This is a genomic window from Streptomyces sp. LUP30 (genome assembly GCF_001746365.1).
Classification (GTDB): domain Bacteria; phylum Actinomycetota; class Actinomycetes; order Streptomycetales; family Streptomycetaceae; genus Streptomyces.
The window spans coordinates 24,417-46,228 of the sequence record NZ_MJAJ01000002.1 but is presented as its reverse complement, the minus strand read 5'-3'; the positions used below and the strand labels follow the sequence as shown (position 1 = coordinate 46,228).

Genomic DNA, 21,812 nt, shown 5'->3' with positions numbered 1-21,812 from the left:
CCGAGCCGGTTGGCGACGTCCGGCCGATGTACTCGACCAGGGACTGTCGCGTCAGGTGGTCCAATACGGCGGCGGATCGGCAACGCCGACGGCGCTTCTCGCGCCGCGGCAGGGCGACCGGGCAGGTGGCGTCCGCCCGGACGCCCCACTGACGTGGAGGCGTCCGGGCGGCTCACCAGGTGAACGGTCAGTATTGGGGTTCGGCGGCCCGGAACAGTAAGGAGTGACGCGAGAGCCCGGCCTCCTCCGTGAGCCGTTCCTCGACGCTGATGCGGCTGTCCCGGCTCGCGCCCGGCCCTCCGAAGATGTCGACGAGCGCGTAGGGATCCTCGCCTCGCCGACCGAGCCACTTGCCAAGTTCCGCGGTGGTGATGGATTCGTCAGTGTCGTTCAAAGCGCCGGCGAATGGGCGCTCATGGGGTGATTCGGCGGTCGTCAGGCGAGGCGGAACTGCTGATGGTCGCCGTCGCCGCCGGGCCACTGGACCAGGGCGGTGCCGTTGTCGGTGCTCTCCGCGTTGACGGACAGGAACAGGCCGCTGTTGCGGTTCTGCAGCGCGAAGTACTCGTTGTCCTTCTGCACCAGGCGCCACTGCTGATGTTCCTTGCCGGCGGTGGCGCCCCACTGCACGATCGCCGCGCCGTTGTCGTGGCTTTCGGCGTTGACGGACATCGCCTTGCCGCTGTGGACGGCACGTACGACGTAGTAGCCGCCGGTGGTGGCTTCCAGGTTCCACTTCTGATGGTCGCCGTCGGCGAACGGCCACTGGACGACGGCAGTGCCGTTGTCCTTCTTCTCGCCGTGGACGGACACGGCCTTGTCGCTGTGACGGGCGATCAGCGCGGCGGTGAAGACAGCGGTCATGCGGGCTTCCTCGTTTCAGGGGGTGCGAGAGCCGGGCCGGCCAGCCGCCCGGCAGCGATGCCGTATCCACGCTGACATCCCCCCGGGTCCAGGAAGCCTCTGCCAGGCCGAAACCGCCCTCGGCGGCGAACCTGTGGCCTGCCATGGGGATATCCGCGCGGGCGTACGCTCCGCGAGCCTGGGCAGGGACGCGGTGAGGTTCGCGCGGCCGCCGTGACCAACGACGGATGGCCCCCGCTCCCGGATACTCCGTGGGCCCGCATGACCGCGCGGGCCGCCCCGCTTCTCGCAGCAGTCGACGTCACAAAGCCTCGGCCAAGGCTGGAGCTGTGAGCACCCCTCGCCGCCCTCCGGCCACCGGCCCCGCCCCCACGCCCCACGGCTCCGGATCCGCAGACCGGCCCGGCACCGCCGCGCAGCGCGCAGCGGACGTCCACCCGCACCGCCCGCCGACCCTGTCTGTCGGCGACCCGGACCCCGGCGCGGGCATCGGACGGCGCGTTCTCGGCCCGGCCAGGCCCCGCCCGTCCGGCCGCCCGCACCATCCACCGCCCACGGCGCACCACCAGGAGCACGCCACCGGTGCTGCGCCGTACTTCATCTGACAGACGTAGAGCAGTGAGCACAGACGTACAGGGCGCGGTGCCCCGGGACTGAGCCGACCGATCCCACGGGTGCGTTCCGTGAGCGCTACGTCACCTCGTAGGAGCAGAAGTTCAAGAGGTGTAGGTGGCTGTATGACTGTCCGGCCCGTGCTCGACAGCCTCAGGACTGGTCGTACCAGGCGAGTGCGGCGATCCGCCAGCCGTCCGAGGTGCGGACGAACTGGATGGTCTTGGTCCCGCCACCCTCGTACAACTCACCGTCCAGGATCCCGGACTTGCGATACTCGCCGAACCGCGACGCGATATCGCCCGCAATCTCGGTCCGCTCGGAGACCTCCCACTCGGAGAACTCGACAAGCCGACCGTCGGTCAGCAACCGCTGGCGAGGCTCGATGAACTCGTCGACGGTATAGACCGTGAACTCCGGGCCGGACTTGACGATCACACCGCTTGGAAGAATCAGCCGGCGGATCCGGGCCACATCGGCGACCTTGCCAACCCGGTTGTCAAAGGCACCGAAGAAGTCGGCGGTCACCGCGTCGATCTCGGTCTTGGACATGGGCGCGACAGTAACACCGAAGGAGCTCAGACAATGTGCCGCCGTCGGCCACGGCGGCCCGCGGCAGCTCCATGGACTGGCCCGCTCTGAGCAGGACCGAAATCCAGCCCCTGGACGTAGGCAGCCTGCAGGTCGGCGAGGAGGTGCCGGCGTCCTCGCGCAACCGGAGGCGTCCGCCGCGGGCGGGACTGCGGCTCCCCTGCCAGCAGCGTGCGACACGTAGACCGGTCCTGGGCGGGCCCGATGGCCGTCCTGCGGGTCGGCAAGGGGCGTTCGGAAGCGGGCCGTCTGTTGTCAGGCGTCGGTCGGTCGGGAGGTCGCCGTGCGCGGGAGCAGGGTGCACAGGATCGCGCAGCCTACGAAGCCGCCGGTCACCCAGGGCATGGCGGCGCTCAAGGCCCGGGTCGGACCATCCTGTGCGTGGCCGAAGAAGACGGTGCCGATGAGCGCGGCGCCGAGGGCTCCGCCGAACTGCTGGGCGGTGGAGAAGATGCCGGACGCGCCGCCTGCGAGGTCGGTGGGCACGGCGGACAGGACGACGTTGACCAGGGGCACCACGAGGAAGCCGAGTCCGGCACCGGCGACGAACAGACCGGGGGCCAGTGGCCAGGCCCCGGTGTGCGCGTCGGCGCTGCCCGCGACGGCCGCGCCCACCCATGCGAAGCCGGCGGCCATGAGCAGTGCGCCGGCGCCCAGGACGAGACGGCCGTAGCGCACGGCGAAGGTGTCTGCGGCCGGTGCGGTGAGGAAGCTGCCCGCCGAGAAGGCCACGGTGACCATGCCGGCCTGCATCGGGGTGTAGTCCTCGCCTGCCTGGAGCCATACGGCGAAGACGAGGAAGAAGCCCTGCATGCCGAGGGAGAAGAGAAGCTGGACCAGGACCCCGACGGAGAACGCGGGAAGGCGGAAGGCGCGGGCCGGGAGCAGCGGGAGGGGGCCGGTACCGCGTCGGCGCGCCTCCACCACGGCGAGTCCGGCGAGGGAGAGCACTCCGGCGGTCAGGCAGATCCAGCCCCACAACGGCCAGCCGTTCTGGCGGCCTTGGACCAGGGGCAGCACGATCGCGACCAGTGCCGCGGCCAGCACGAGGCTGCCGAGCAGGTCGGGGCGGCCCGCTGAGCGCTCTTTCGTGGCGGGCACCAGCAGGGCCCCGGCGACCAGGGTGGCCGCCGCGATCGGAACGTTCACCAGGAACACCGATCGCCATCCCCAGCCGAAGAGGTCGGCGTCGGTGAGGAGTCCGCCGAGCAGCAGCCCGATCGCCGAGGCGAAGCCGGCGACGGCGCCGTACATGCCAAAGGCCGCGCCGCGCTCCCTCCCCTGGAAGAGGGTGCGGAAGGAGCCGATGACCTGGGGGACGAGGATCGCCGCCAGGAGGCCCTGGACGGCCCGGGCCGCGATCAGTTGGCCGGGCGTCTGGGCGAGTCCGCAGGCGAGGCTGGCGAGGCCGAAGCCGGCGATGCCGGTGAGGAAGAGGGCGCGGCGACCGAAGCGGTCGCCAAGGTGTCCGCTGACGATCAGGGCGGCGGCGAAGCCGAGGAGGTAGGCGGAGACGGTCCATTGGAGGTCGCCGGTGGAGGCGTGCAGATCTCGCCCGATGGACGGGATCGCAACGTTGACGATCGTCGTGTCGAGGAGGTCCATCAGGGCCCCGATCATCATCACGACGGCGGCGGCCCAGCGGTGGGGGTGGGGAAGGACGCCAGTGTGCGGAGGCGGGGTGAGAGTCGCGGACATGGGTGTCTCCCGTGGGTGACGTGGGCGAGGTGAAGGGCCAGATTTATTTCGTTCGGCCTAACGAAATAGTTGCAGGCGTGGGGCGCTCGCCGCAAGTGCTTAGTTCGGGCGAACGAAATATTTGTTAGTCTGGTCGCATGACCGAGGCAGAATCCCGGCGGGCCGCGGCGCTGGAGCGCCTCATGGTCGTCGGTCGGCAGCACAGTGCCGTCACCGTCATGTTCCATTCGGCGGTCGCCGCCAAGCAGGGGCTGAACGCCACCGAGGAGAAGACCCTCGACTTCCTCGAGCGGCGCGGCCCGCTCACCGCGAAGGAGCTGGCCGGGCTCACCGGGCTCGCCCCGGCGTCCGTCACCGGCCTGGTCGACCGGCTCGCCGCGAAGGGCTTCGTCCGCCGGGTGGAGCACCCCACGGACAAGCGGCGGGTGCTGGTCGAGCTGAATGAGGAGAAGCTGGCCGAACTGGCCGTGTTCTTCCAGGACTGGGCGCGCGACATCGTCGCCGCGTGCGAGGAGTTCGACGCCGAGGAACTGGAGACGGTGAACCGCTTCCTCGCTGTCATGACCGAGGCCCAGCGCAAGGCGACAGCCCGGCTCAGCGGATGACCGGCCCGCACCGGAGGACTCGATTCGCCGGACGATTCGGCTCACCGGATACTCCGACTCGCCGGTGAAATCCGACCCGCGCGCCGGACTTGGCCGGCCCCTTCGCGACCACTTCCGTACGACTCTGGGGTTGATGCGCGCGCTCAAGCCGTTCGGGGGGCCTCACGGGTGTCGGCGAGGTCCGGGTCGCAGACCAGGCGTGGTCGCGCTTGGTGGAGGTGGGCCCCTGCCCGCGGTGGCAGCGTTGAACGGCCCGACCGAACACCCCCCAGACGTCTCCAGGCGCACGGTGTCTTCCACGTTGTCCAGGCGTTGACCAGCTGCGCTGTGGCACTGTCGACAGCCGAGTCGAGAGCAGCACAGGAGCGGGGTCGGCCGCAGTGGCAGACCGGTGAGCGGCTCCCGCAGCAAAGTCACACTGTGCTTGCCGGCCACCCGTGCCACAAGGGCTCGAACCCCGTTCCTGGCCTCTCCTGCGTGATCACCCCGCCGGCGGCCCGGCCAGGTGATCACGCGCCGTACGCCCGTCGTCAGCAGGGGCTAGAACTTGATACAGACCGGGCCCTCGTTGACGTTGATCAGACCGTACTGCTCCACGAAGGAGTTGCAGGAGACGGTGCTCTGGCCTTCGCCGTCGTCATCCGCGCTGGCGCTGGTCCGGGCGTTGGCGTCTGCTGAGCCGAAGTCGATGCACACGGGGCCCTGATTGACGTTGATCAGGCCCTCCTGAGTGGTGAAGTCGTTGCATCGGGCGTCCAGCACCTGCTGGACCATGTCGTCTCCGGAACCGTCGCCGGCGGAGGCCACGCCGCCCCCAGCCAGAACCGCAGCGGCAGCCAGCGCGGTGGCGGCAACGGCCTTACGTATACCCATCATGGTCTTTCTCCAGTGTGTGGGGACATGAACAGTGATTACTCCAACAACCTCTGGAGCTGGCCGCACGCTGGGCTGCGCCATCCGGGCATTCACTCGGCCGCTGGAGATCGCGAGGTTCGGGCCTGCTGTTCGTTCACCTGCCGGGCCCGGCTGCCGGTGACCGCACCGTTCCGGCCGGTGCGCCCCCGCCTAGGGAGGCGGTCCCGCCTGCGCCGTGTCCCGGCGCCGCCGTCGAAACGAAAGGGAACGTCTGTGATCGGTTCACGGCTTCGCCGCGCCCTGCCCGCCGGCGAGTCGGTGTCGTTCGTCGCCCCGGCGGCACGGGTCCGCTGCGGATGCGCGGATGAGCGACCCTGTGCGGAAGCCGCCCGGTCGAGGTCCTGATGCGCCGGACCACCGCTGCGTCGAACCGGGAGACGATGGTTTCCGGCCGCCCTCTCCGGCGCGGCGGGCGTGGGGTCCGCATCCATGTCCAGGGCGGTGGGCCGGCTGCGGACCTGCTGAGTGCTGTGCCGCATGGCTCGCTCGCCGGTGTTCTCGAGGGCCCTGACCCGGGCCGCTCGTGCCCCTTCGCGGTCGCTCTGGGCCAGCCGGGTGTCCCCGAGTCGCACCAGTGAGCCGATGGCGTTCCTGTGGTCGCCCAGTTCCTCGAACGCCCGCGTCGCCCGCTGGTAGGTGGCCATCGACTCCTCGCAACGGCCGAGTGCACGGAGGGTGTAGCGAGTTCCCCGACGGCGGGCCCCGGAGGACCTTGGCCGACTGGGTGCCGGGCGGCGTGGGCGTCCGGCGCGGCGGCGAGCCAAGGAGTGGGGTCCGTGCGCGGGCGGAGCGGCTAGTCGGTGAATGCGCCCATGGCGCGGTCGAGCAGCACGGTCAGCGGAACTGCTCCCTCGCAGGCCACCCACGTCGCTGAAGCCGCGTCTGCGCAGGCGAGGGCGGCCGCGACGAGGGCGGCCGGCCGGGGATCGTCCGGCCGGCTGGGACTGGCCCCCAGCCGACGTGCGATTTCCGGGGCCATTATCTCCTGCCAGTGCAGCTGCTTCTCGAAGTGCCGGGCGCGTATTGACGGCGTCTCCTGGAGCATTCGCAGATAGTTGAGCATCCGCTCGGGTTCCGCCTCGAGCATCCGCGTCATCACGTCGAACACCCGGCGCAGTGCCTCCCAGGGCCGCTCCTCATCGGGTCGGGCGGCGAGCGCGTCGGTGACCTGGCGGCCGATCTCGTCCAGGTCGGCCAGAACGATGTCCTCTTTCGTGCCGAAATGGCGGAACAGGCTGGCGCGTGACAGTCCGGCCTCGGCTGCGATCTGGTCGACGGTCGTCCGGTCGAATCCCTGCTCGGTGAAGAGCCTGAGGGCTACCTCTGTCACTTCCGCCCGGATCGTGGCGCGCATGCGCTCGCGCAGCCCGGGCTTGGCCGTGGAGGGGGTGGGAGTAGCGGCGGAGTCACTCATACCCGAAGAGTATACGAATCTCAAGTTGATACTCAGTCTCAAGTAGAGTTACAGTCTTCTTGTGGCTCGGTGTTTCGAGTAGGAGTGTTTCTTATGAGCAAGGTCTGGTTCACCACGGGTTCCTCGCGCGGCTTCGGCCACCAGTTCGCCGAGGCCGCCTTGCAGCGCGGCGACAAGGGCGCGATCACCGCCCGCAACACCAAGGCGCTGGCCGACCCGAACACGTTGGTCTCCAGCTGGTCGCGCAACTCCTGCTCACCGAGGTCCTCCACGGCAGGGACGAGCGAGGCGCTCTCCCCGGAGGTCTCAGGCTTCGGCATCAAGGTCACGATGATCGAGCCCGGCGGCTTGGCCACCGACCTCGCGAGTTCGGCGGTCTTCACCGCGCACGGTCAGGACGCCTACGGCCCGCTTTACGCGTCGCTGAACGGGCTGGGCGCTTCCGCCCAGATGCCCGGCCCCGAGGGTGTCGGCGGTGCGACTCTCCAGATCGTCGACGCCGGGGAGCCGCCGCTGCGGGTGTTCTTCGGCGAGGAGCCCTCCCAGTGGGTGCCCGCCGTGTACCAGCAGCGCCTGGACGAGTGGGCCGAGTGGGCGCACGTGTCCAAGGCCGCAGAAGACAAGTAGCAAAGGCCGGCCCTCGGCCCATGACATGTCGGGCCGCTACCGCCGCCACCTAGATCGAGACGGCCCTCGCGTTTGAGGGCGGCCGTCCATATCAACAGGAGGTTCACATCATGAGCAAAGTGTGGTTCATCACCGGCGCATCGAAAGGCTTTGGCCGCGAGTTCGCCCTCGGCGCCCTCGAGCGTGGCGACAAGGTCGCCGCGACCGCCCGCGACACGGCCACTCTCAGTGGCCTGGTCGAGCAGTACGGCGACGCCGTCTTCCCCATCGAGCTCGACGTCACCAACCGCGACCAGGTGTTCGATGCGGTGAAGTCCGCGCACGAGACGTTCGGGCGGATCGATGTCGTCATCAACAACGCGGGCTACGGGCTCTTCGGAACGGTCGAGGAGATCACCGAGCGGCAGCTGCGCGACCAGCTCGAGACGAACCTGTTCGGCGTTTTCCATGTCACGCAGGCGGTCCTCCCGATCCTCCGCGAGCAGCGCGCTGGCCACCTCATCCAGATCTCGACCATAGGCGGCATCATCGCGTACCCGACCCTCGGTGCCTACCATGCGTCGAAATGGGCGCTGGAAGGAATGACGGACTCACTTGCTCAGGAAGTCGCCGGCTTCGACATCAAGGTCACCCTGGTCGAACCCGGTGGCTTCGCCACCGACTGGTCCGGTGCATCCGCCGTCGTCGCCGACGCGCACCCCGCGTACGCGGCTCTGCACGAGAACATGGCCGCGTGGCGGGCGCAGGTCGTACTTCCGGAGCCGGTCGGCTTCAGGTCCGCGATCCTCACGCTCGTCGACGCCGAGCAGCCGCCGCTGCGCGTGTTCTTCGGGGAGGGACCGACGCAGATGGCACCACAGGTCTACCAGCAGCGCCTGGCCGAGTGGACCGAGTGGGCGCACGTCTCCAAGGCCGCGGAAGGCAAGTAGGCAACGCCCGGCCCGCGGGCGCCCACACCACGGCGTGCACCCGCACCGCCGGCACCGGAGAGATCCTGGGCGGCACACCCGCCCAGGCTCCCTCACCGGCAGGCAGCAGGTCCTTCCTCGCCCAAGCACCTTCGGCGTCACCTGCTTCCGCAAGCGCCATGCCACTCCCGTTGCGGATGCCTCTCGGCCGGCAGCCCGGGCAACTCGTCCCGCACAACCAACAGCAGCACAACCAGGGGTGGACCGGACGGGCCCCCACCCGTTCCAAGCCATCGAGGCCCACTGAAGGGAGCCCCGTCATGCCCACCACCAAGCGTCGCGCACTGATCCTCATCTCGTCCGGTCGCCGGCTGCCGCTGGCCAAGCCGACCGAGGTCAAGTCGATCTCGACCGGGTTCTTCCTGGTCGAGATGGCTCAGATGCTCGAGGAGTTCGAGAACGACTACGAGTTCACCTTCGCCACCCCCGACGGCACCGCCCCGCAACTCGACATCAACGGCATGGCCCTGTCCATGCACTACATCGAGAAGATCGGCGCCAAGACCATCACCCTGCGCAGGCAGCAGCGCCGCCGCTCGTTCACCGTCGACGGCTTCCGGCAGCACTACCCCGAGCTGGTCGCCCGCCGCGAGCGGGAGGTCCGGCTGCTGGAGCGGCACATCGGCCGGATCCCGGTCTCCGAGCTACTGCCCAACAGCGAACCGGAACTCGCCGAGTACCGCCCCGAACTGATCCGCCGCCTCGACAAGCTGCCCGAGGGCACCTTCCACTCGCTGCAGGGACTCGTCCAGCGCCACCGCGACGCGGCCGATGCGTTCACCTTCGCCGACTTCGACTTCATCCACGCCCCCGGCGGTCACGCCCCCATGGTCGACTTCCGCGACAACCCGTGGCTCGGCGAAACCCTCCACACGGCCCGGGAGAACGGTGTCACCATCTCGTTGATCTGCCACGCGCCCATCGGGGTGACCTCCACCCGGCAGCGCATCGACGCGCAGGGCGCCGCCTACCCGGTGAAGGACAATCCGTTCCTCGCCGCTGCCGTCGCGACCGTCCCCAAGATGGGCGAGCTGTTCGCGCTGAGTTTCCTCTACCCGCACGTCCCCGGCAGCAAGACCCGGCTCCCCTACTTCGTCGACGTGGCCATCAAGGAAGCCGGCTTCACCGTCGCGTCCTCTCTCAACATGTCCGCCCCGCAAACGGCCTACGAGCCGTCCGTGCGGCTGCTCACCGGCAACGGCCCCCAGGCCATCGACAAGCAGACCGCCGAACTCCGCAGCATCCTCACCCACAGCTCCGCTTCCCGCCCGACCAGCAGCAAGCAGGCGAGCGCGTAGCGGCGACCACACGCTGTGCCGACCAGGCAGCCGACGACACGGTCGAGCAGACAGAACAGGTACGGAGGCGGGCCGTATCGGCCCGCCTCCGTACCTGTTCTGGTTCCCGGGGCCGGAGTCACCCGGGTCTCGACCCTGGTCAGCACCGGCTGGCCGCCGTGCTCGACGCGGCCTGTTCTCGGAGAAGATCTCCAGCCGAGCCACCGTCGTCATCCCGCGCTTGGCGGCGCGCTGGACCCCAGCGCCAGGGAGAGCGGCGCCGCAGCGGGCGGAGCATCCGGAGGACGTGCAGTTGAGTAGATCCACGGCCCGAACCTCCCGTCCCTCGTTCGCCCCTCCCTCACCCGCGTCTCCCCACGATAATGCGGAGTCGTGGGCGTGCTGAGCCTTGCTTGCTTCCCCGACGGCGACTTAGAGATTCCCCTCCCACGGGTGATGAGGACCCTCAGCAACCAGGACCTGGACTACGAGGAGAGGCACGAGCCGACCCACCCGCCTACCGCGGCACGGACGTGGACTGATGCCTTGGAACGGTCCGTCGTCAACGTACTGATCGTCCCGCCCCAGGAACGCGTGGCTGCCGTGCTGCCGTGCTCGTTCTCCTCTACTGGCAGCCGCTGACACGGATTTCACAGCTCAGCACCGGCCACGTCCAGCACGACGACGACGAAGTCCTCGTCCGGCTCGGCGACCCGCCGTCGCCTGTCCCGGCCCCGTTCGCCGGGATTCTGCTGGACTACCTGGGGCAGCGGCTGAACACCATGACCGCGACAAATCCCGACGCCCGATGGACCTTTCCCGGCCGCCGGACCGGGCAGCCTATGACCCTGGAGACTCTGGAACTTCGGCTCCGCCACCTGGGCTTCCCGACCCTGCCAGGACGCACAGCGGCGATCCGCCACCTCGTCCTCCGGGCCCCAGCCCCGATGGTCGCCCGAACGCTCGGCTACCACGACGACACCACAGCCCGCCTCGCCGACGAGGCCGGGGGAACCTGGCGTCACTATGCCCCCGGTGACCACCGACGGTGACTACCGCCCGACAGGCGCTGCTTGACCTTGCCGCTGGCGGCAGGGTTGCACGATGACCGGCATGAACAGCACCGCACCGCAGAGCAGCAGGGTCGTCGCCGTCACCGGAGCCGGCACCGGGATCGGCCGGGCCACCGCCCGTGCCTTCGCCGCCGAGGGTGCCCACGTGGTCGCGATCGGTCGGCGGGCCGAGCCGCTGAAGGAGACCGCGGCCGGGCACGACCGGATCACGCCGCTGGCCGCAGACATCACCGCCGAGGGCGAGCCGGATCGGATCATCCGGACCATGCTGGAAACACACGGCCGGCTGGACGTGCTGGTCAACAACGCAGGCATCGTTCGCAGCGGCGACCTCGGCACGCTGACGCCGGAGATGATCACAGCTCAGCTTGCCACCAACCTCGTCGCTCCCATCCTGCTGGCCCAGGCCGCGCTGCCACCCCTGGAGAAGTCGGGCGGGGTGATCGTCAATGTCAGTACGTCGGTGGGGCAGCGGGCCTGGCCCGGCAGCTCGGTCTATGCGGCTACCAAGACCGCTCTGGAGTTGCTGACCCGCAGCTGGGCGGTCGAGCTGGCATCCCGCGGGATCCGGGTGGTGGCGGTCGCTCCCGGCGCGATCGACACCCCCATCGGCGAGCACCAGGGCCTGACGCCGGAGCGGATGGCGGCGGTGCGGGACTGGCAGCTGGCGCACACCCCACTGGCCCGGATCGGCCGCCCCGAGGAGGTGGCCTGGGCAGTCACCCGACTTGCCGCACCCGACGCTTCGTTCGTCACCGGGGTGGTACTCCCGGTCGACGGCGGAGCGGTCGTGGCGTGATAAGAGTGGCCCGGGAGGTGGGATGGGTGCGGATCGGCAAGCTGGCCAGGGAGACCGGGACAACCGCCCGTGCGCTGCGGCACTACGAGCAGGCCGGACTGATCTCCTCGCAGCGGGCCCCCAACGGTTACCGCATCTACGACGAGCGGGCGGTGGTGCGGGTCCGCAACATCCGCTACCTGCTGGCCGCCGGGCTCACCCTGGACGACGTGCGGGTGTTCCTGCCGTGCCTGGACGGCGATGTGGCCGCCGCACCGCCCTCAGACAAGGGCCTGCGGGTCGCGTTGGAACGACTGGCGGTCCTCGACGAACGGATCGCTGTCCAGACCGAGGCCCGCGACCGACTGGAAGCCGCGTTGCGACAGGCAACCGGTGGCCGGATCCGCCCAGTGGCCTGAACGCCTACCTCGTCGCAGAAGCCGGAGAAGCCTGGAACCGCTGCCGCCCACGGCCACTCACGGTGACCACGAGCCCTCACCGCTCGTGCTGAGCGTGACGGTTCTGGACGTCAGCACCGCCGAACCACCCGCTGCGAGAGGGCGGTATGCGACCTGATGCTCGATCAAGGGCCTGCACGGCGATGACCGCGTCTGTTCCACACGGCGAGATCCGCCCCGTGGGCGGCGCTGCTGCGGGTGCGCGACAGGCTGGAGTTCAGCGAGCGCCGGGAGTTCCCAAACGTGTTGGAGCGCTCGCATATCTGTTTGCGGGGACTGCAGGAGAACCGCATGGCCCTGACAAGAGGCGCGGCTCCGAAGTTTTCTCGCGGGGGATCGGCTCGGGGGACGGGCGCCCGCACCGCAGATCCGAGGACCGCCGAGGCGGGAGTTTCCTTCTGGCCGTACGTTTGTGGCGATGACGCGGGCGCCTTTGCGGGTGTGCGCTTCGACTTGGCGGGTGCCCTCCGCATGTCCTTCAGCGCCTTCGGGCGCCTCCAGATGCCCGTGAGTGACGGGTGTTCGAAGCGGCGAACTGGGCGGATGCTCCAGCGGCAGCCGCAATGTCCGGGCCGGGCGTGGCTGGCCCGGACATTGGTGGAGTCAGCTGAGGTTCCACTTCTGGTTGGTGCCGCCGCTGCACGTCCACAGTTGGACCGGGGCGCCGTTGGCGGTGGAGGCGCCGGTGACGTCCAGGCACAGGCCGGACTGGACGCCGGTGACGGCCCCCTCGGCGTTGAGGTTCCACTGCTGGTTGACCCCGCCGTTGCACGGCCAGGTCACCACCTTGGTGCCGGAGGTGGTCTGGTGGTTGTAGGCGTCCAGACACAAGGTGGTCCCCGAGATGGTCACCGTCAGCTGCCCGGACCCGGTACGGGTCCAGAGCTGGCCGGCCCCGCCCTGGCAATCCCGGATCTGCAGCTGCGTACCCGCCGTCGTCGACGCGTTCGGCACGTCCAGGCACTTGCTCGCGCCCACCGCGTGCAGCGCACCGGAGGTGCTGGGCGGCGGATTCGTCGTGCCGCCGCCGTCGAGACCGAGGAAGGTGATGGCGTAGGCGAGCATGCCGGGCTGCGGCAGGGTGTGGCCCGTGCCCGCGATGCTGATGCCCTCGACGGGGGACTGCGGGCCGGTGGCGCCGTAGCGGGTGCGGGTCCAGGACGACTGCGGCCGGTCGGTGGCGGTGGGTGTCTGGTTCAGCGCGTGGAGGTTGGTCCACTGCTTGATCTCCTCGCCGAAGTTGGGATAGGCGAGGGTCGTGTCGGTGGTGCCGTGCCAGGCCTGCATACGGGGGTAGCGGCCGGTGTAGCCCGGATACATGGATCGGGCCTGGTCGCCCCACTGCTGAGCCGATTTGATGATGGTGCCGCCGGAGCACTGGCTGTTCCACATCGAGCCGTTATTGGTGGCGAAGCAGCCCGCCGGCACCCCGGAGAACGCCGAGGCGGCACTGAAGACATCGGGGTACTCGGCAGCCAGCACGTTCGTCATCATGGCGCCCGACGAGAATCCGCTGACGACGATGCGGGCCGGGTCGACGTTGTAGCGCTGGCGTGCGTAACCGACCATCGACATGACGCCGGTGGAGTCGCTGCCGCCGTCCCGCCTGAGCGCCGCGGGTGACGATACGTCGAAGCAGTGCCCGTCACGGGTGGCCTCGGGCAGGACGATGACGAAGCCGTACCGGTCGGCGGCGGTGACGTAGTCGTGCCCGTTGCCGCCGAAGATCCCTCCGGCCGATCCCCCGCAGTAGTGGACCAGGACCAGCAGGGCGGGCCTGGGTGCCACGTGGTCGGGCACGTAGACGTACATGTTGAGGTTGGTGGGGTTGTTCCCGAAGCCGGTGACGCGGGTCAGGCTCGCCGCGGCCGCGGGTTGGGGCGCCAGGAGCGCTAAGGCCGCGATCAGTGGCAGGAGCACCATCGCCAGGACCGCGCGCAGAGTGCGTCTCATGGAGGAACCTCGTTTCCGGTGATCGGGTGGACTTGTGGTACACCGGCCCCGGCCCCCCGGTGGGGGGAGGACCGGCGGGCGCCGSGGGATGCGGCGCCCGCCGGGGGCGGGTGGCCGGCCGGGGATGGGTGGTCAGCCGATGGCTGTGGCGAAGATGTGCATGGCCACCTGGCCTGACACCGCGTCGGAGCCGACGTTCGGCAGGGTCAGGTAGGCCACGGTCTTGCCTGCCTGGAGCGGCACGGTGGCGCCGTACACGTTGACCTTCTGCTGGACCCTTCCGCTGCCGCTGTTGATGTTGATGTAGTCGGTCGTGGCGACGATGTCGGTGCCGTCGGCGGGGCCGGTGCTCCACCAGTCGGCGAAGGACAGGGTGTAGCGCTGGCTGGTGCCGTCGGTGTAGGTGATCAGGCCGGTGCCAGAGGCGTTGCCGTAGTCGGCGGTGCCGAGGAAGCCGAGCTTGGTGCCGCTTCCGGCGAACGGCACGGTCTGGCCACCGGCCACGATGTTGTCGGGCTTGCCGGTGCCGGTGACGGGCCAGGTGTAGGTCAGTCCGCCGTGGGTGACCGTGCCGCCGGAGGTGATCCCCCGGGTGGCGAGGGCCTGCTGGGACAGGCTTTGACCGCCGCCGTCGAGATTGGCGGCGCCGGGAGTGGCGTCGTCGCTGATACCGGTGTTCTTGGTGATGTCGCTGAGGGACGCGTAGGGGACGGCCAGCTGGCCGGCCGCGTCGTCGCTGGCTCGGGCGCCCTGGTAGCGGGCCGAGGCGGCGAGGGCGTAGGGGCCGGGCCTGACATCCGCGGGCGGCGTGACCGTCCAGGTGGTCCTGACCGAGGCGCCGGCCGGGATACTGCGGAAGGTGGCCGGTGAGGTCGGGGTGGCCCGCCAGTCGTCGGGCACCTCCAGGGTGACCGAGGCGTTCGGCAGGGCGGTCGGGCCGGTGTTGGTGTAGGTGGTGGTCGCCGTGGCGAGGGCACCGGGCTTGACGATCGGGTCGGCGGCGAGGGTCAGTGTGTGGTGGACGCGGATCACCGCGGAGCCGGTGACGCCGTGCACGGTCGCGCGGATGGTGGCCACGCCGTTGCCGACCGCGGTGACCAGCCCCCTACGGCTGACGGTGGCGACGGAGGGATCGCTGCTGGTGTAGCGGACTTTGGCCTTGGACAGGTCCAGGAAGGAGCCGTCGTCGTTGACCGCCTCCACGACGTGGTCGGCGGTGACGTCGAGGTTGCGGCCGGGCTGGGCCGTGGGGTCGGTGTCGTCCTTGATCCACCGGTTGCGGGCGGTGAGGTCGATGGTGTCGCCCGCCCTGTGGACGACGGCCTCCGGCTGTACGGTCACGTACTTCACGTGCGGGGTGAGGCTGCCGTGCACGGCGACTCTGGCGGCCCCGGCGGTGGTGGCGGCGTCCGGCCCCACCTCGAACCGGTACGTGCCGGCGTGGACGATCTGCCTGGCCTTCCGGCCGTCGTGGAAGGCGAGGTCGGGCACCCGGACGCGCAGGGTGATGTGCTGGGTGGCGCCGGGCTGGAGAACCCGGGTCTTCTGGAAGCCGACGAGCCGCTTCTTCGGCAGTTCGCGGTCCCTGACCGTGAAGCCGGTGCCCGCGTAGAGCTGGGCGACGGTGGTTCCGGGCACGGTGCCGGTGTTGGTGACGTCGAAGCGGACGGTCACCGTCCCGTCGGCGTTCACGGCGGAGCGGTCGGCGCGGACGTGGGAGTACGCGAAGGTGGTGTAGCTCAGGCCGTAGCCGAAGGGGTAGGTCGGCGCGCCCGTGAAGTACTGGTAGGTGCGGCCCAGACCGCCGGTGGCGCCGGGGGTGAGGTCGTAGTCGGAGAGGGCGGGCAGCTGCGAGTCGTCCTTGTACCAGGTGAAGTTGAGGTGCCCGCCGGGGTTCTGCCTGCCGAACAGGACGTCGGCGAGGGCGTCACCCTGGCTTTCGCCGTTGTAGCCGGCGAAGACGATCGAGGCCACCTTGGCGCGGTAGGGCTCGATGGCGACGGGCCCGTCGGACTGGATGTCCAGCACCGTCCTCGGGTTGCCCAGGGCGGTGACCTGGTCGATGAGGCTGCCGTAGTTGCCGGGCAGGGCCAGCCCGGCGCGGTCCTTGCCCTCGCCCGCGGTGGCATCGTCGGTGCCGACCGCGACGATCACCAGGTCGGCGCTCTTGACGGCGGCCCGGGTCTCGGCACTCAGCGTCACCGCGCCGGTCGCGGTGCTGGAGGTGCCGGCCGCGTCGTGGACGACCTGCGCGTCGGGATCGGCCGCCTTGACCTGGGCCGTGATGCCCTGAACGGCGTCCACCTTCTTGGTGGGATCGCCAGAGTAGCCGCCCAGAGTGACCTTCCCGGCCTGGTCGCCGACGATGACGACCTTGTCCAGCCTGGCCGGGTCGGCCGGCAGCAGCGGTCTGCCGGTACCGGCGACCTTGTCGTTCTGCAGGAGGACGAGCGCGTTGTCGGCGACGGTTCGCGCCAGGGCCTGGTGGGCCGGGGACTCGATGACGTCCTTGGTGATCTTCGTGTATTCCTGCTGGTCCACAGGGTCGAACTCACCGGTCCGCATCCGGACGGTGAACAGGTGCACCAGCGCGTTGTCGACGACGCCTTCGCTGAGGACGCCGGCCTTGATCGCCTGCTCCACATTGGGTGAGGTGGCCTCCGCACCCGTGCAGTTGACGTGGGTGCCCGCGCGCAGTGCGTACGCCTGGCCGCCTGCTGCTCCGGACACCTTCTGGCCCGTGGCGGTGCTGGTCCACGTCGCGTTCGCGCCCTTGTGGTCGGTGGTCCAGCCGGGCGGCGCCCAGTCGTGGCCGGAGGGGAAGGACTGGTACGTGGTGCCGACCGCGCCGCAGTCGGAGGTGATGTACCCGCCGAAGCCGTACGTGCGTTGCGCGATCTGGTCGGTGGTGTACGTGTTGGCCGCCGAGGGCGTGCCGTTGATCGCGTTGTACGACGTCATCAGGCCCGCGACATGCGACTTCTCGATGAGGCTCTTGAACTGGGCCGTGTAGTAGTCGAACAGGTCGTCGTCCGAGACGTTCGAACTGATGCCGGTGCGGTCCTGCTCGACGTTGTTGAGCGCGTAGTGCTTCGCCGTCGCGGCCACCTTCAGGTACTTGCTCCGCGGGGTGCCGTCGGGATGCTGGCCCTGGTAGCCGTTGACGAACGCGCCCGCCATCTGCCCGGTGAAGTACGGGTCCTCGCCGAACGCTTCATCGGTGCGGCCCCACCGCGGGTCACGGTCGAGATTGACCGTCGGCGCCCAGTAGGTGAGCATCCCGTAGTTGTCCCGCGAGGACCCGAGGTTGTTCTGCCCGGTTCCCCACAGCGACTTGTCCAGCAGGCCTCGGGCCTCGTCGGAGACCGCCGTCGTCTCCTTGTACATCAGGTCCTTGTCCCAGGACATGGACGCGGCGAGGTTGGTGGGGAAGCTGGTGGCGTGCACACCTCCGGTCACGGAGCCCGGGTTGGTGTTGGCGAAGAGCGTGTTGATGCCGTGCTGCCCCTCGCTCCAGTACGTGTACTGCTGTACGCCCAGCCGCGGAATGGCCGGCGCGCTGTTGGTGCGCAGCTGCAGGACCTTCTCGTCCAGGGACATCCGTGAGACGAGGTCCGCGGCCCGCTCCGGGAAGGAGTAGGAGGTGTCGAGGTAGATGGGCGGGGACGCCCGGACCGCGGACTGCGGACCGGCATGAGCCGTGGCGCTGACCGTAGCGAGCAGGCCGAAAGAACAGACGGCTGCCACGGCCGTGCGTAATAAGGGTGTGGTGGGTCTGGGCATCGCGTGCCTCCTTGCGCATCGTTGGGGGAAGGGGGAACAGCCGCACGGTGTGTCCAGGGGCCCACGCCGCGCGGCTGCGAGCGGCATGGCCCGGTTCCCCGCCCGGCCCTGCCATAACCGGCCGCGGTGATGTCGGCCTGTACCGGGTTGCCGGTGACAGCAAACGCGTAGCCGGGCGACAACGGCGTGGCGGGATGCGCGCCGGATCCGGCGCAGCGGCTCGCTGTACGACGCGAAAGGCTCCCTCGTGGTCGAGTGGGCCGCGAGGCACGGCCGGCCTCAGGCGTGGACGGCGTAGGGCAGCGACGCGGTGGCGGCGGGTGTGTCCGTACCGGCCCGGTGGACGGTGGGGCGGGGCCACCGCCGAACCGCCGAGCGCTGCGACGTCTCCGAACACGGCCATCACCCGGCACCGGTGCGAGCGTCGGCTCTGCCGTCGACCTTGTCGCAACCCTCTTCGGAGAAGGAGACGGGCATATCTCGCTCCTTGGCAAAGCCATCATGGTCGACTCACCCGGACGCGAGCGGACGCCACCCGGGCTTGATGAGTAGTACTCATCCAAGACGCTCGGCACCTGTGACGGGTGGACTTCCGGGCTCGCCGTCCCTAGCGCCGACGCCTGTCAATCAGCTACTGGCGGTCAGATGCCACTGGCTTCTATGTCGCTCTGGGGGGTCGGCGCGGGCCATTCCTGGCTGCACGGAGGCACTCCTGAAAGGGGGACGCGATCGCCGACCGTTTCGAGTAAGCGCTCACATCCATGGTGGGGGGTAGTGAGAGTGCATGACATGAGGTCGACACATTGGCCGAGCGTCCGGTCGTCATGAGCCTGCCACATACGCCGACGCATCCTCAAGAGGTGTGCATGGACCAGGCTTGAGGTGGATCGGCAGACATGCGGTACGCGAGCGCGGCGGCTCCCTGTGCCGAAGGACAGGCGGCCGGTGGTGGCGCTGGCGACGAGGATGCCCCGGGCGAGCCGTAGGGATCTCTGGAACCGTACAAGGGGTCAGGGCCGGACGGGGCCGGGCGTCGTGCGCGGCGATCTCGGCGCTGGTCGTCTCCTGGGGAACGGACGTCTCATCTCCTACGGAGTGGAAGCCCAGCAACTCCTGACACTCGGCTTTGTTCGCTCCGGCGGGCACTGCGGCTGTCACGCGGGCTCCGCGCGCCTCCTCGCCGTACTTGCTGCCTCAGATCGCAGGGTTTGACGGAGGGACCTGGCCCCGGCTCGTGCACCGAGTTCCGCGCAAGGGATTTCGCACAAGCCCCGCCGTGGTCTCAGCGGCCCAGTCCGTCGACGGCACCGCTGCTCCCGCAGCCACGTGAGCCGCCGCGAGAGCCCGGACCTCGACGCGGGTAAGGGGCGGCCAGGAACACAGCGAACCGACTGGTCACCCCGCCGCGTTTGTGGGCCTGCCCGGCCCCGAGCCTCGACCGGGAACAGCGGGGCGGGCGGGCCGGCGTGCCGGTCAGGCCAGGTCGCCGTCCGGCCACTGGGACAGCGGGACGAGGTCGCCGGCCACGCGGGTGACGGTGGTGCCGGGCGGCATGAAGGAGTCGAAGTCGATCCGCGGGTCTCCGATGTCGACGGTGACCAGCAGCAGGTACTGGTTCAGCTGCGACCACACGTCCCCGCCGAGCAGTTCCACGTTCGAGACGTTGCCCGAACGATGGGGCGGCTGCGCCGGCAGAGCAGCGAGATGGGGTGAAACGGCGTCCAGGAAGGACTGCCGGGCTTCCTTTTCCTGCGCCATCTCCTCGTCGGTAGGACTGCTTCCGTCGCCCGTGACCTCGATACCGGTGGGGGGCGCGACGATGCGAAACACGGTCACCATCAGTGGGAACTCCGGATCTTCAGGGATCGGCCGCTCCACGGGACGTGACCCGCGGGCGCTCCGGTCCGCGAGCGGACGACAGCGGACGACAGCGGAACGGGCGGTGTCGGGCACACCGCCGGGCCTGTCCGGTAATGCTGGCGCACCCAGTTCGTCCCGCCGGGGCGGCACGCCCAGCGGCCCGCCGAGTCGCCCCAAGGGACTACGGCGAGGCGTACTTCGCGGCCGGCGTGCACGGCGTCACCGCTTGCATCACGCCGATCGGCTCCGACCTCTCCTACGAGGTTTCCGGGATCCTTCAGGGACCAGTAACGGGGTTCCGCTCGACCAGTCCGGTCTCGTAGACGAAGACGACCGCCTGGGCCCGGCTGTTCAAGGCGAGCTTGCTCATGCAGCGATGGACGTGAGTCTTTATCGTCGCAGAGCTCAGCACGAGCCGTTGGGCGATATCGGAGTTGGACATGCCCGTCCCGACCAGGCCGAGTACCTCCAGCTCTCTGGGCGTCAGAGCGTCCAGCCCTGGGTGTGGCTCCGGTGCGGCGCCGCGGGGCGTACAGGCCTCGACAAGCCCCTTGACCACGGGGGGACTGAACAGCATGTCTCCGGCGTGCACAGTGTCGATGGCGGCGAGCAACCGCTCGGGCGGGGTGTCTTTGAGCAGGAAACCGCTGGCGCCGACGCGAAGGGCGCCGTAGACGTACTCGTCGAGGTCGAACGTGGTGAGCACGAGCACCTTGGGGGCGTGGTCCGGCGCCTGGGCCAGTAGCCGTTCGGTGGCGGTGATTCCGCTCATGCCCGGCATCTGTATGTCCATGAGGATCACGTCGGGCCGGGTCTCCGCGGCGAGCCGAATCGCTTCCTCCCCGCTCTCCGCCGCTCCGACGACTTGACATCCCGGCGCCGCCTGCAGGAGCGCGACGATGCCCGAGCGAATGAGGTACTGGTCGTCTACGACGAGCACTGTGGGCATAGGTGACTTCAGCCTTCCCCGCGGCCCCGCACAGGAGCCGAGATACCACCCCTTACCCGTTGACGGGCATGGGGACGGTCAAACTGACTTCGAAACCGCCCTCTGGTCGCCGTCCCGCAGTCACTGTTCCTCCATAGGCGCTGACGCGCTCATGCATTCCGATCAAACCATGAGCCGCCGCGTTGGCAGGGGCAGTGGCAGAAGTTCGTCGTCCCTGTCCGTCATCGGCCACGCGGACGCGGATCGCACAGTCGTCGTAGTGCACCATCACGGTTGCTTTCGCCGACGGCGCGTGCTTCATGACATTCGTGAGCGCCTCTTGAATGACCCGGTAGACGCACAGATCGAGCCCGGGCGACAACATGTACGCCGTGCCCGTGATGCGGACATCGACCGGAACGGCCGCATCCCGTACTCGTTGGACGAGCTGCTCGAGCTGGCCGAGTCCGAGGGGGGCGTTGAGCTCGCCGGCCTCCGCGCGGTGCCCGGAGCCGATTCGCCCGGCGCCTTCCCGCAGCACGACCAGCAGGCGGCGCATTTCCGCCATCGCCTCATGGGTGCTGCCGGCAATGGTGTTCAGCGCCTTTCGGGCAGTTGCCGGATCGGAGGTGAAGACATATCCGGCCAGACCCGCCTGGACGGAGATGACGGACACGTGATGGGCCACCACGTCGTGCAGCTCACGTGCGATCTTCATGCGCTCGGCGGTGACGGCCAGCCGCGCGGTCTCCTCCTGCTCCAGCCGCAACTGCTCGGTGAGCGCAGCCAGCCGCTCGCCGCGCTCCGCCAGCCGTCGGGACCGGTCGCCCGTCACCCACGTGACGGCGACCATCATGGTCACGAAGGCCACACTCAGTGGCCCGATTCCGGGCTCAGCGAGCCGGGTGCCCCACAACAGGACGAGCAGTGACGCGATCGCGCACTTCGCCGCGACGGCACGTGGACGCCGAGCCGCGACAGTGTAGAACGCGAGGCCGAGTCCGCAGACAACGACGACGTGGTAGTAGCCGAAGGTGAAGTAGCACAGAACGCAGACCGCTGTGCTGATCAGTACGGTCACCGGGGCCCGGCGGCGCAGGGCCAGAGGCAGGTAGACCAGAGCGAGGAGGGCGTAGGCGAAGGCATCGGGAGCCCGCCAGTAGCCGTGCGGGTCGAGCCAGTTGTGCAGCATGGTCGCTGAGACCGCGAGAGACCCGATGGCATAGACGATGTCCGCCGCCTGCGGAAGGGCCCTGCGAACCGTCGTGGTCCAGGTGTGCTGCGCGACCATGCTCAGAGCCTAGGCCAGAGGTGATCGCGCTGCCCGGCGAACGAGTGCACCTACGACCGTAGTTGTATCACCGGCTGTCGTCCTCCCGGCAGAGGCGCGTTCCCGCTCAACCTCCAG

19 protein-coding genes are annotated in these 21,812 nt (G+C 69.4%); 8 read left to right on the top strand and 11 right to left on the bottom strand.

What is annotated here, in order from left to right; translation table 11 throughout:
- Positions 1-187 precede the first annotated feature (187 nt).
- Together BG482_RS02225 and BG482_RS02220 are read right to left on the bottom strand one after the other, a co-directional pair.
- On the bottom strand, positions 188-394 hold the full coding sequence (locus tag BG482_RS02225; protein WP_069767106.1) for a hypothetical protein: 207 nt from the start codon (positions 392-394) through the stop codon (positions 188-190).
- Positions 395-435: 41 nt separating this feature from the next.
- Positions 436-864: an RICIN domain-containing protein gene (locus BG482_RS02220; protein ID WP_069767105.1), complete on the bottom strand. Its 429-nt coding sequence runs from the start codon at positions 862-864 to the stop codon at positions 436-438.
- A 329-nt stretch (positions 865-1,193) separates the two neighbouring features.
- On the opposite strand from BG482_RS02220, the gene BG482_RS43350 reads away from it, so the two are divergent.
- A complete protein-coding gene (locus BG482_RS43350) occupies positions 1,194-1,469 on the top strand; it encodes a hypothetical protein (protein WP_141746530.1) in 276 nt (91 codons plus the stop codon).
- Positions 1,470-1,629: 160 nt separating this feature from the next.
- Here the strand turns inward: BG482_RS43350 and BG482_RS02215 are convergent, their stop codons facing one another.
- Both BG482_RS02215 and BG482_RS02210 read right to left on the bottom strand, forming a co-directional pair.
- Positions 1,630-2,028 carry a DUF4440 domain-containing protein gene (locus BG482_RS02215; RefSeq protein ID WP_069767104.1) on the bottom strand — a complete coding sequence of 133 codons (399 nt, stop codon included), beginning with the start codon at positions 2,026-2,028 and terminating at the stop codon, positions 1,630-1,632.
- 294 nt (positions 2,029-2,322) lie between these two features.
- On the bottom strand, positions 2,323-3,765 hold the full coding sequence (locus BG482_RS02210) for an MFS transporter (RefSeq protein ID WP_069767103.1): 1,443 nt from the start codon (positions 3,763-3,765) through the stop codon (positions 2,323-2,325).
- 137 nt (positions 3,766-3,902) lie between these two features.
- Between BG482_RS02210 and BG482_RS02205 the strand changes: the two genes are divergently transcribed.
- Entirely contained in the window at positions 3,903-4,370 is a 468-nt protein-coding gene (locus tag BG482_RS02205) for a MarR family winged helix-turn-helix transcriptional regulator (protein WP_069767102.1), read from the top strand.
- Between the two features lie 540 nt (positions 4,371-4,910).
- Here the strand turns inward: BG482_RS02205 and BG482_RS02200 are convergent.
- Positions 4,911-5,246 carry a hypothetical protein gene (locus BG482_RS02200; protein WP_069767101.1) on the bottom strand — a complete coding sequence of 112 codons (336 nt, stop codon included), beginning with the start codon at positions 5,244-5,246 and terminating at the stop codon, positions 4,911-4,913.
- Positions 5,247-6,078: 832 nt separating this feature from the next.
- Positions 6,079-6,699 carry a TetR/AcrR family transcriptional regulator gene (locus tag BG482_RS02190; protein ID WP_069767099.1) on the bottom strand — a complete coding sequence of 207 codons (621 nt, stop codon included), beginning with the start codon at positions 6,697-6,699 and terminating at the stop codon, positions 6,079-6,081.
- Positions 6,700-6,792: 93 nt separating this feature from the next.
- Here BG482_RS02190 and BG482_RS43695 point away from each other — a divergent pair, with 93 nt between their 5' ends.
- From BG482_RS43695 to BG482_RS02155, 6 genes are all read left to right on the top strand, one after another.
- Positions 6,793-7,326 carry a hypothetical protein gene (locus tag BG482_RS43695; protein ID WP_069767098.1) on the top strand — a complete coding sequence of 178 codons (534 nt, stop codon included), beginning with the start codon at positions 6,793-6,795 and terminating at the stop codon, positions 7,324-7,326.
- 110 nt (positions 7,327-7,436) lie between these two features.
- Complete coding sequence (locus tag BG482_RS02180; protein WP_069767097.1) at positions 7,437-8,255, top strand: SDR family oxidoreductase; 819 nt, start codon at positions 7,437-7,439, stop codon at positions 8,253-8,255.
- A 299-nt stretch (positions 8,256-8,554) separates the two neighbouring features.
- Entirely contained in the window at positions 8,555-9,592 is a 1,038-nt protein-coding gene (locus tag BG482_RS02175) for a hypothetical protein (RefSeq protein WP_079141525.1), read from the top strand.
- A gap of 590 nt (positions 9,593-10,182) precedes the next feature.
- Positions 10,183-10,623 (top strand): hypothetical protein, encoded by a 441-nt coding sequence (locus BG482_RS02165; RefSeq protein WP_107450319.1) that lies wholly within the window; start codon positions 10,183-10,185, stop codon positions 10,621-10,623.
- A 52-nt stretch (positions 10,624-10,675) separates the two neighbouring features.
- On the top strand, positions 10,676-11,443 hold the full coding sequence (locus tag BG482_RS02160) for an SDR family NAD(P)-dependent oxidoreductase (RefSeq protein ID WP_069767095.1): 768 nt from the start codon (positions 10,676-10,678) through the stop codon (positions 11,441-11,443).
- Between the two features lie 26 nt (positions 11,444-11,469).
- A complete protein-coding gene (locus BG482_RS02155; RefSeq protein ID WP_218108759.1) occupies positions 11,470-11,841 on the top strand; it encodes a MerR family transcriptional regulator in 372 nt (123 codons plus the stop codon).
- A 642-nt stretch (positions 11,842-12,483) separates the two neighbouring features.
- Here BG482_RS02155 and BG482_RS02150 read toward each other — a convergent pair.
- The 5 genes from BG482_RS02150 to BG482_RS02130 form a co-directional block, all read right to left on the bottom strand.
- Positions 12,484-13,833: a PHB depolymerase family esterase gene (locus BG482_RS02150; protein ID WP_069767093.1), complete on the bottom strand. Its 1,350-nt coding sequence runs from the start codon at positions 13,831-13,833 to the stop codon at positions 12,484-12,486.
- A gap of 132 nt (positions 13,834-13,965) precedes the next feature.
- The gene (locus tag BG482_RS02145; protein WP_218108758.1) at positions 13,966-17,580 is read right to left on the bottom strand and encodes a glycoside hydrolase family 3 C-terminal domain-containing protein; all 3,615 of its coding nucleotides are present in this window, start codon (positions 17,578-17,580) and stop codon (positions 13,966-13,968) included.
- Positions 17,581-19,089: 1,509 nt separating this feature from the next.
- A complete protein-coding gene (locus BG482_RS02140; RefSeq protein ID WP_069767091.1) occupies positions 19,090-19,455 on the bottom strand; it encodes a hypothetical protein in 366 nt (121 codons plus the stop codon).
- Between the two features lie 298 nt (positions 19,456-19,753).
- Complete coding sequence (locus tag BG482_RS02135; protein WP_069767090.1) at positions 19,754-20,425, bottom strand: response regulator transcription factor; 672 nt, start codon at positions 20,423-20,425, stop codon at positions 19,754-19,756.
- A gap of 52 nt (positions 20,426-20,477) precedes the next feature.
- Positions 20,478-21,695: a sensor histidine kinase gene (locus BG482_RS02130; protein ID WP_079141524.1), complete on the bottom strand. Its 1,218-nt coding sequence runs from the start codon at positions 21,693-21,695 to the stop codon at positions 20,478-20,480.
- Positions 21,696-21,812 lie beyond the last annotated feature (117 nt).

Bases quoted from the DNA above. Each gene is read 5' to 3' on its own strand.
- BG482_RS02180 (WP_069767097.1), top strand. From the start codon at position 7,437: ATGAGCAAAGTGTGGTTCATCACCGGCGCATCGAAAGGCTTTGGCCGC.
- BG482_RS02175 (WP_079141525.1), top strand. From the start codon at position 8,555: ATGCCCACCACCAAGCGTCGCGCACTGATCCTCATCTCGTCCGGTCGC.
- BG482_RS02190 (WP_069767099.1), bottom strand. From the start codon at position 6,699: ATGAGTGACTCCGCCGCTACTCCCACCCCCTCCACGGCCAAGCCCGGG.
- BG482_RS43695 (WP_069767098.1), top strand. From the start codon at position 6,793: ATGAGCAAGGTCTGGTTCACCACGGGTTCCTCGCGCGGCTTCGGCCAC.
- BG482_RS02130 (WP_079141524.1), bottom strand. From the start codon at position 21,695: ATGGTCGCGCAGCACACCTGGACCACGACGGTTCGCAGGGCCCTTCCG.
- BG482_RS02220 (WP_069767105.1), bottom strand. From the start codon at position 864: ATGACCGCTGTCTTCACCGCCGCGCTGATCGCCCGTCACAGCGACAAG.
- BG482_RS02140 (WP_069767091.1), bottom strand. From the start codon at position 19,455: ATGGTGACCGTGTTTCGCATCGTCGCGCCCCCCACCGGTATCGAGGTC.
- BG482_RS02210 (WP_069767103.1), bottom strand. From the start codon at position 3,765: ATGTCCGCGACTCTCACCCCGCCTCCGCACACTGGCGTCCTTCCCCAC.
- BG482_RS02200 (WP_069767101.1), bottom strand. From the start codon at position 5,246: ATGATGGGTATACGTAAGGCCGTTGCCGCCACCGCGCTGGCTGCCGCT.
- BG482_RS02160 (WP_069767095.1), top strand. From the start codon at position 10,676: ATGACCGGCATGAACAGCACCGCACCGCAGAGCAGCAGGGTCGTCGCC.
- BG482_RS02150 (WP_069767093.1), bottom strand. From the start codon at position 13,833: ATGAGACGCACTCTGCGCGCGGTCCTGGCGATGGTGCTCCTGCCACTG.
- BG482_RS02135 (WP_069767090.1), bottom strand. From the start codon at position 20,425: ATGCCCACAGTGCTCGTCGTAGACGACCAGTACCTCATTCGCTCGGGC.
- BG482_RS02205 (WP_069767102.1), top strand. From the start codon at position 3,903: ATGACCGAGGCAGAATCCCGGCGGGCCGCGGCGCTGGAGCGCCTCATG.
- BG482_RS02215 (WP_069767104.1), bottom strand. From the start codon at position 2,028: ATGTCCAAGACCGAGATCGACGCGGTGACCGCCGACTTCTTCGGTGCC.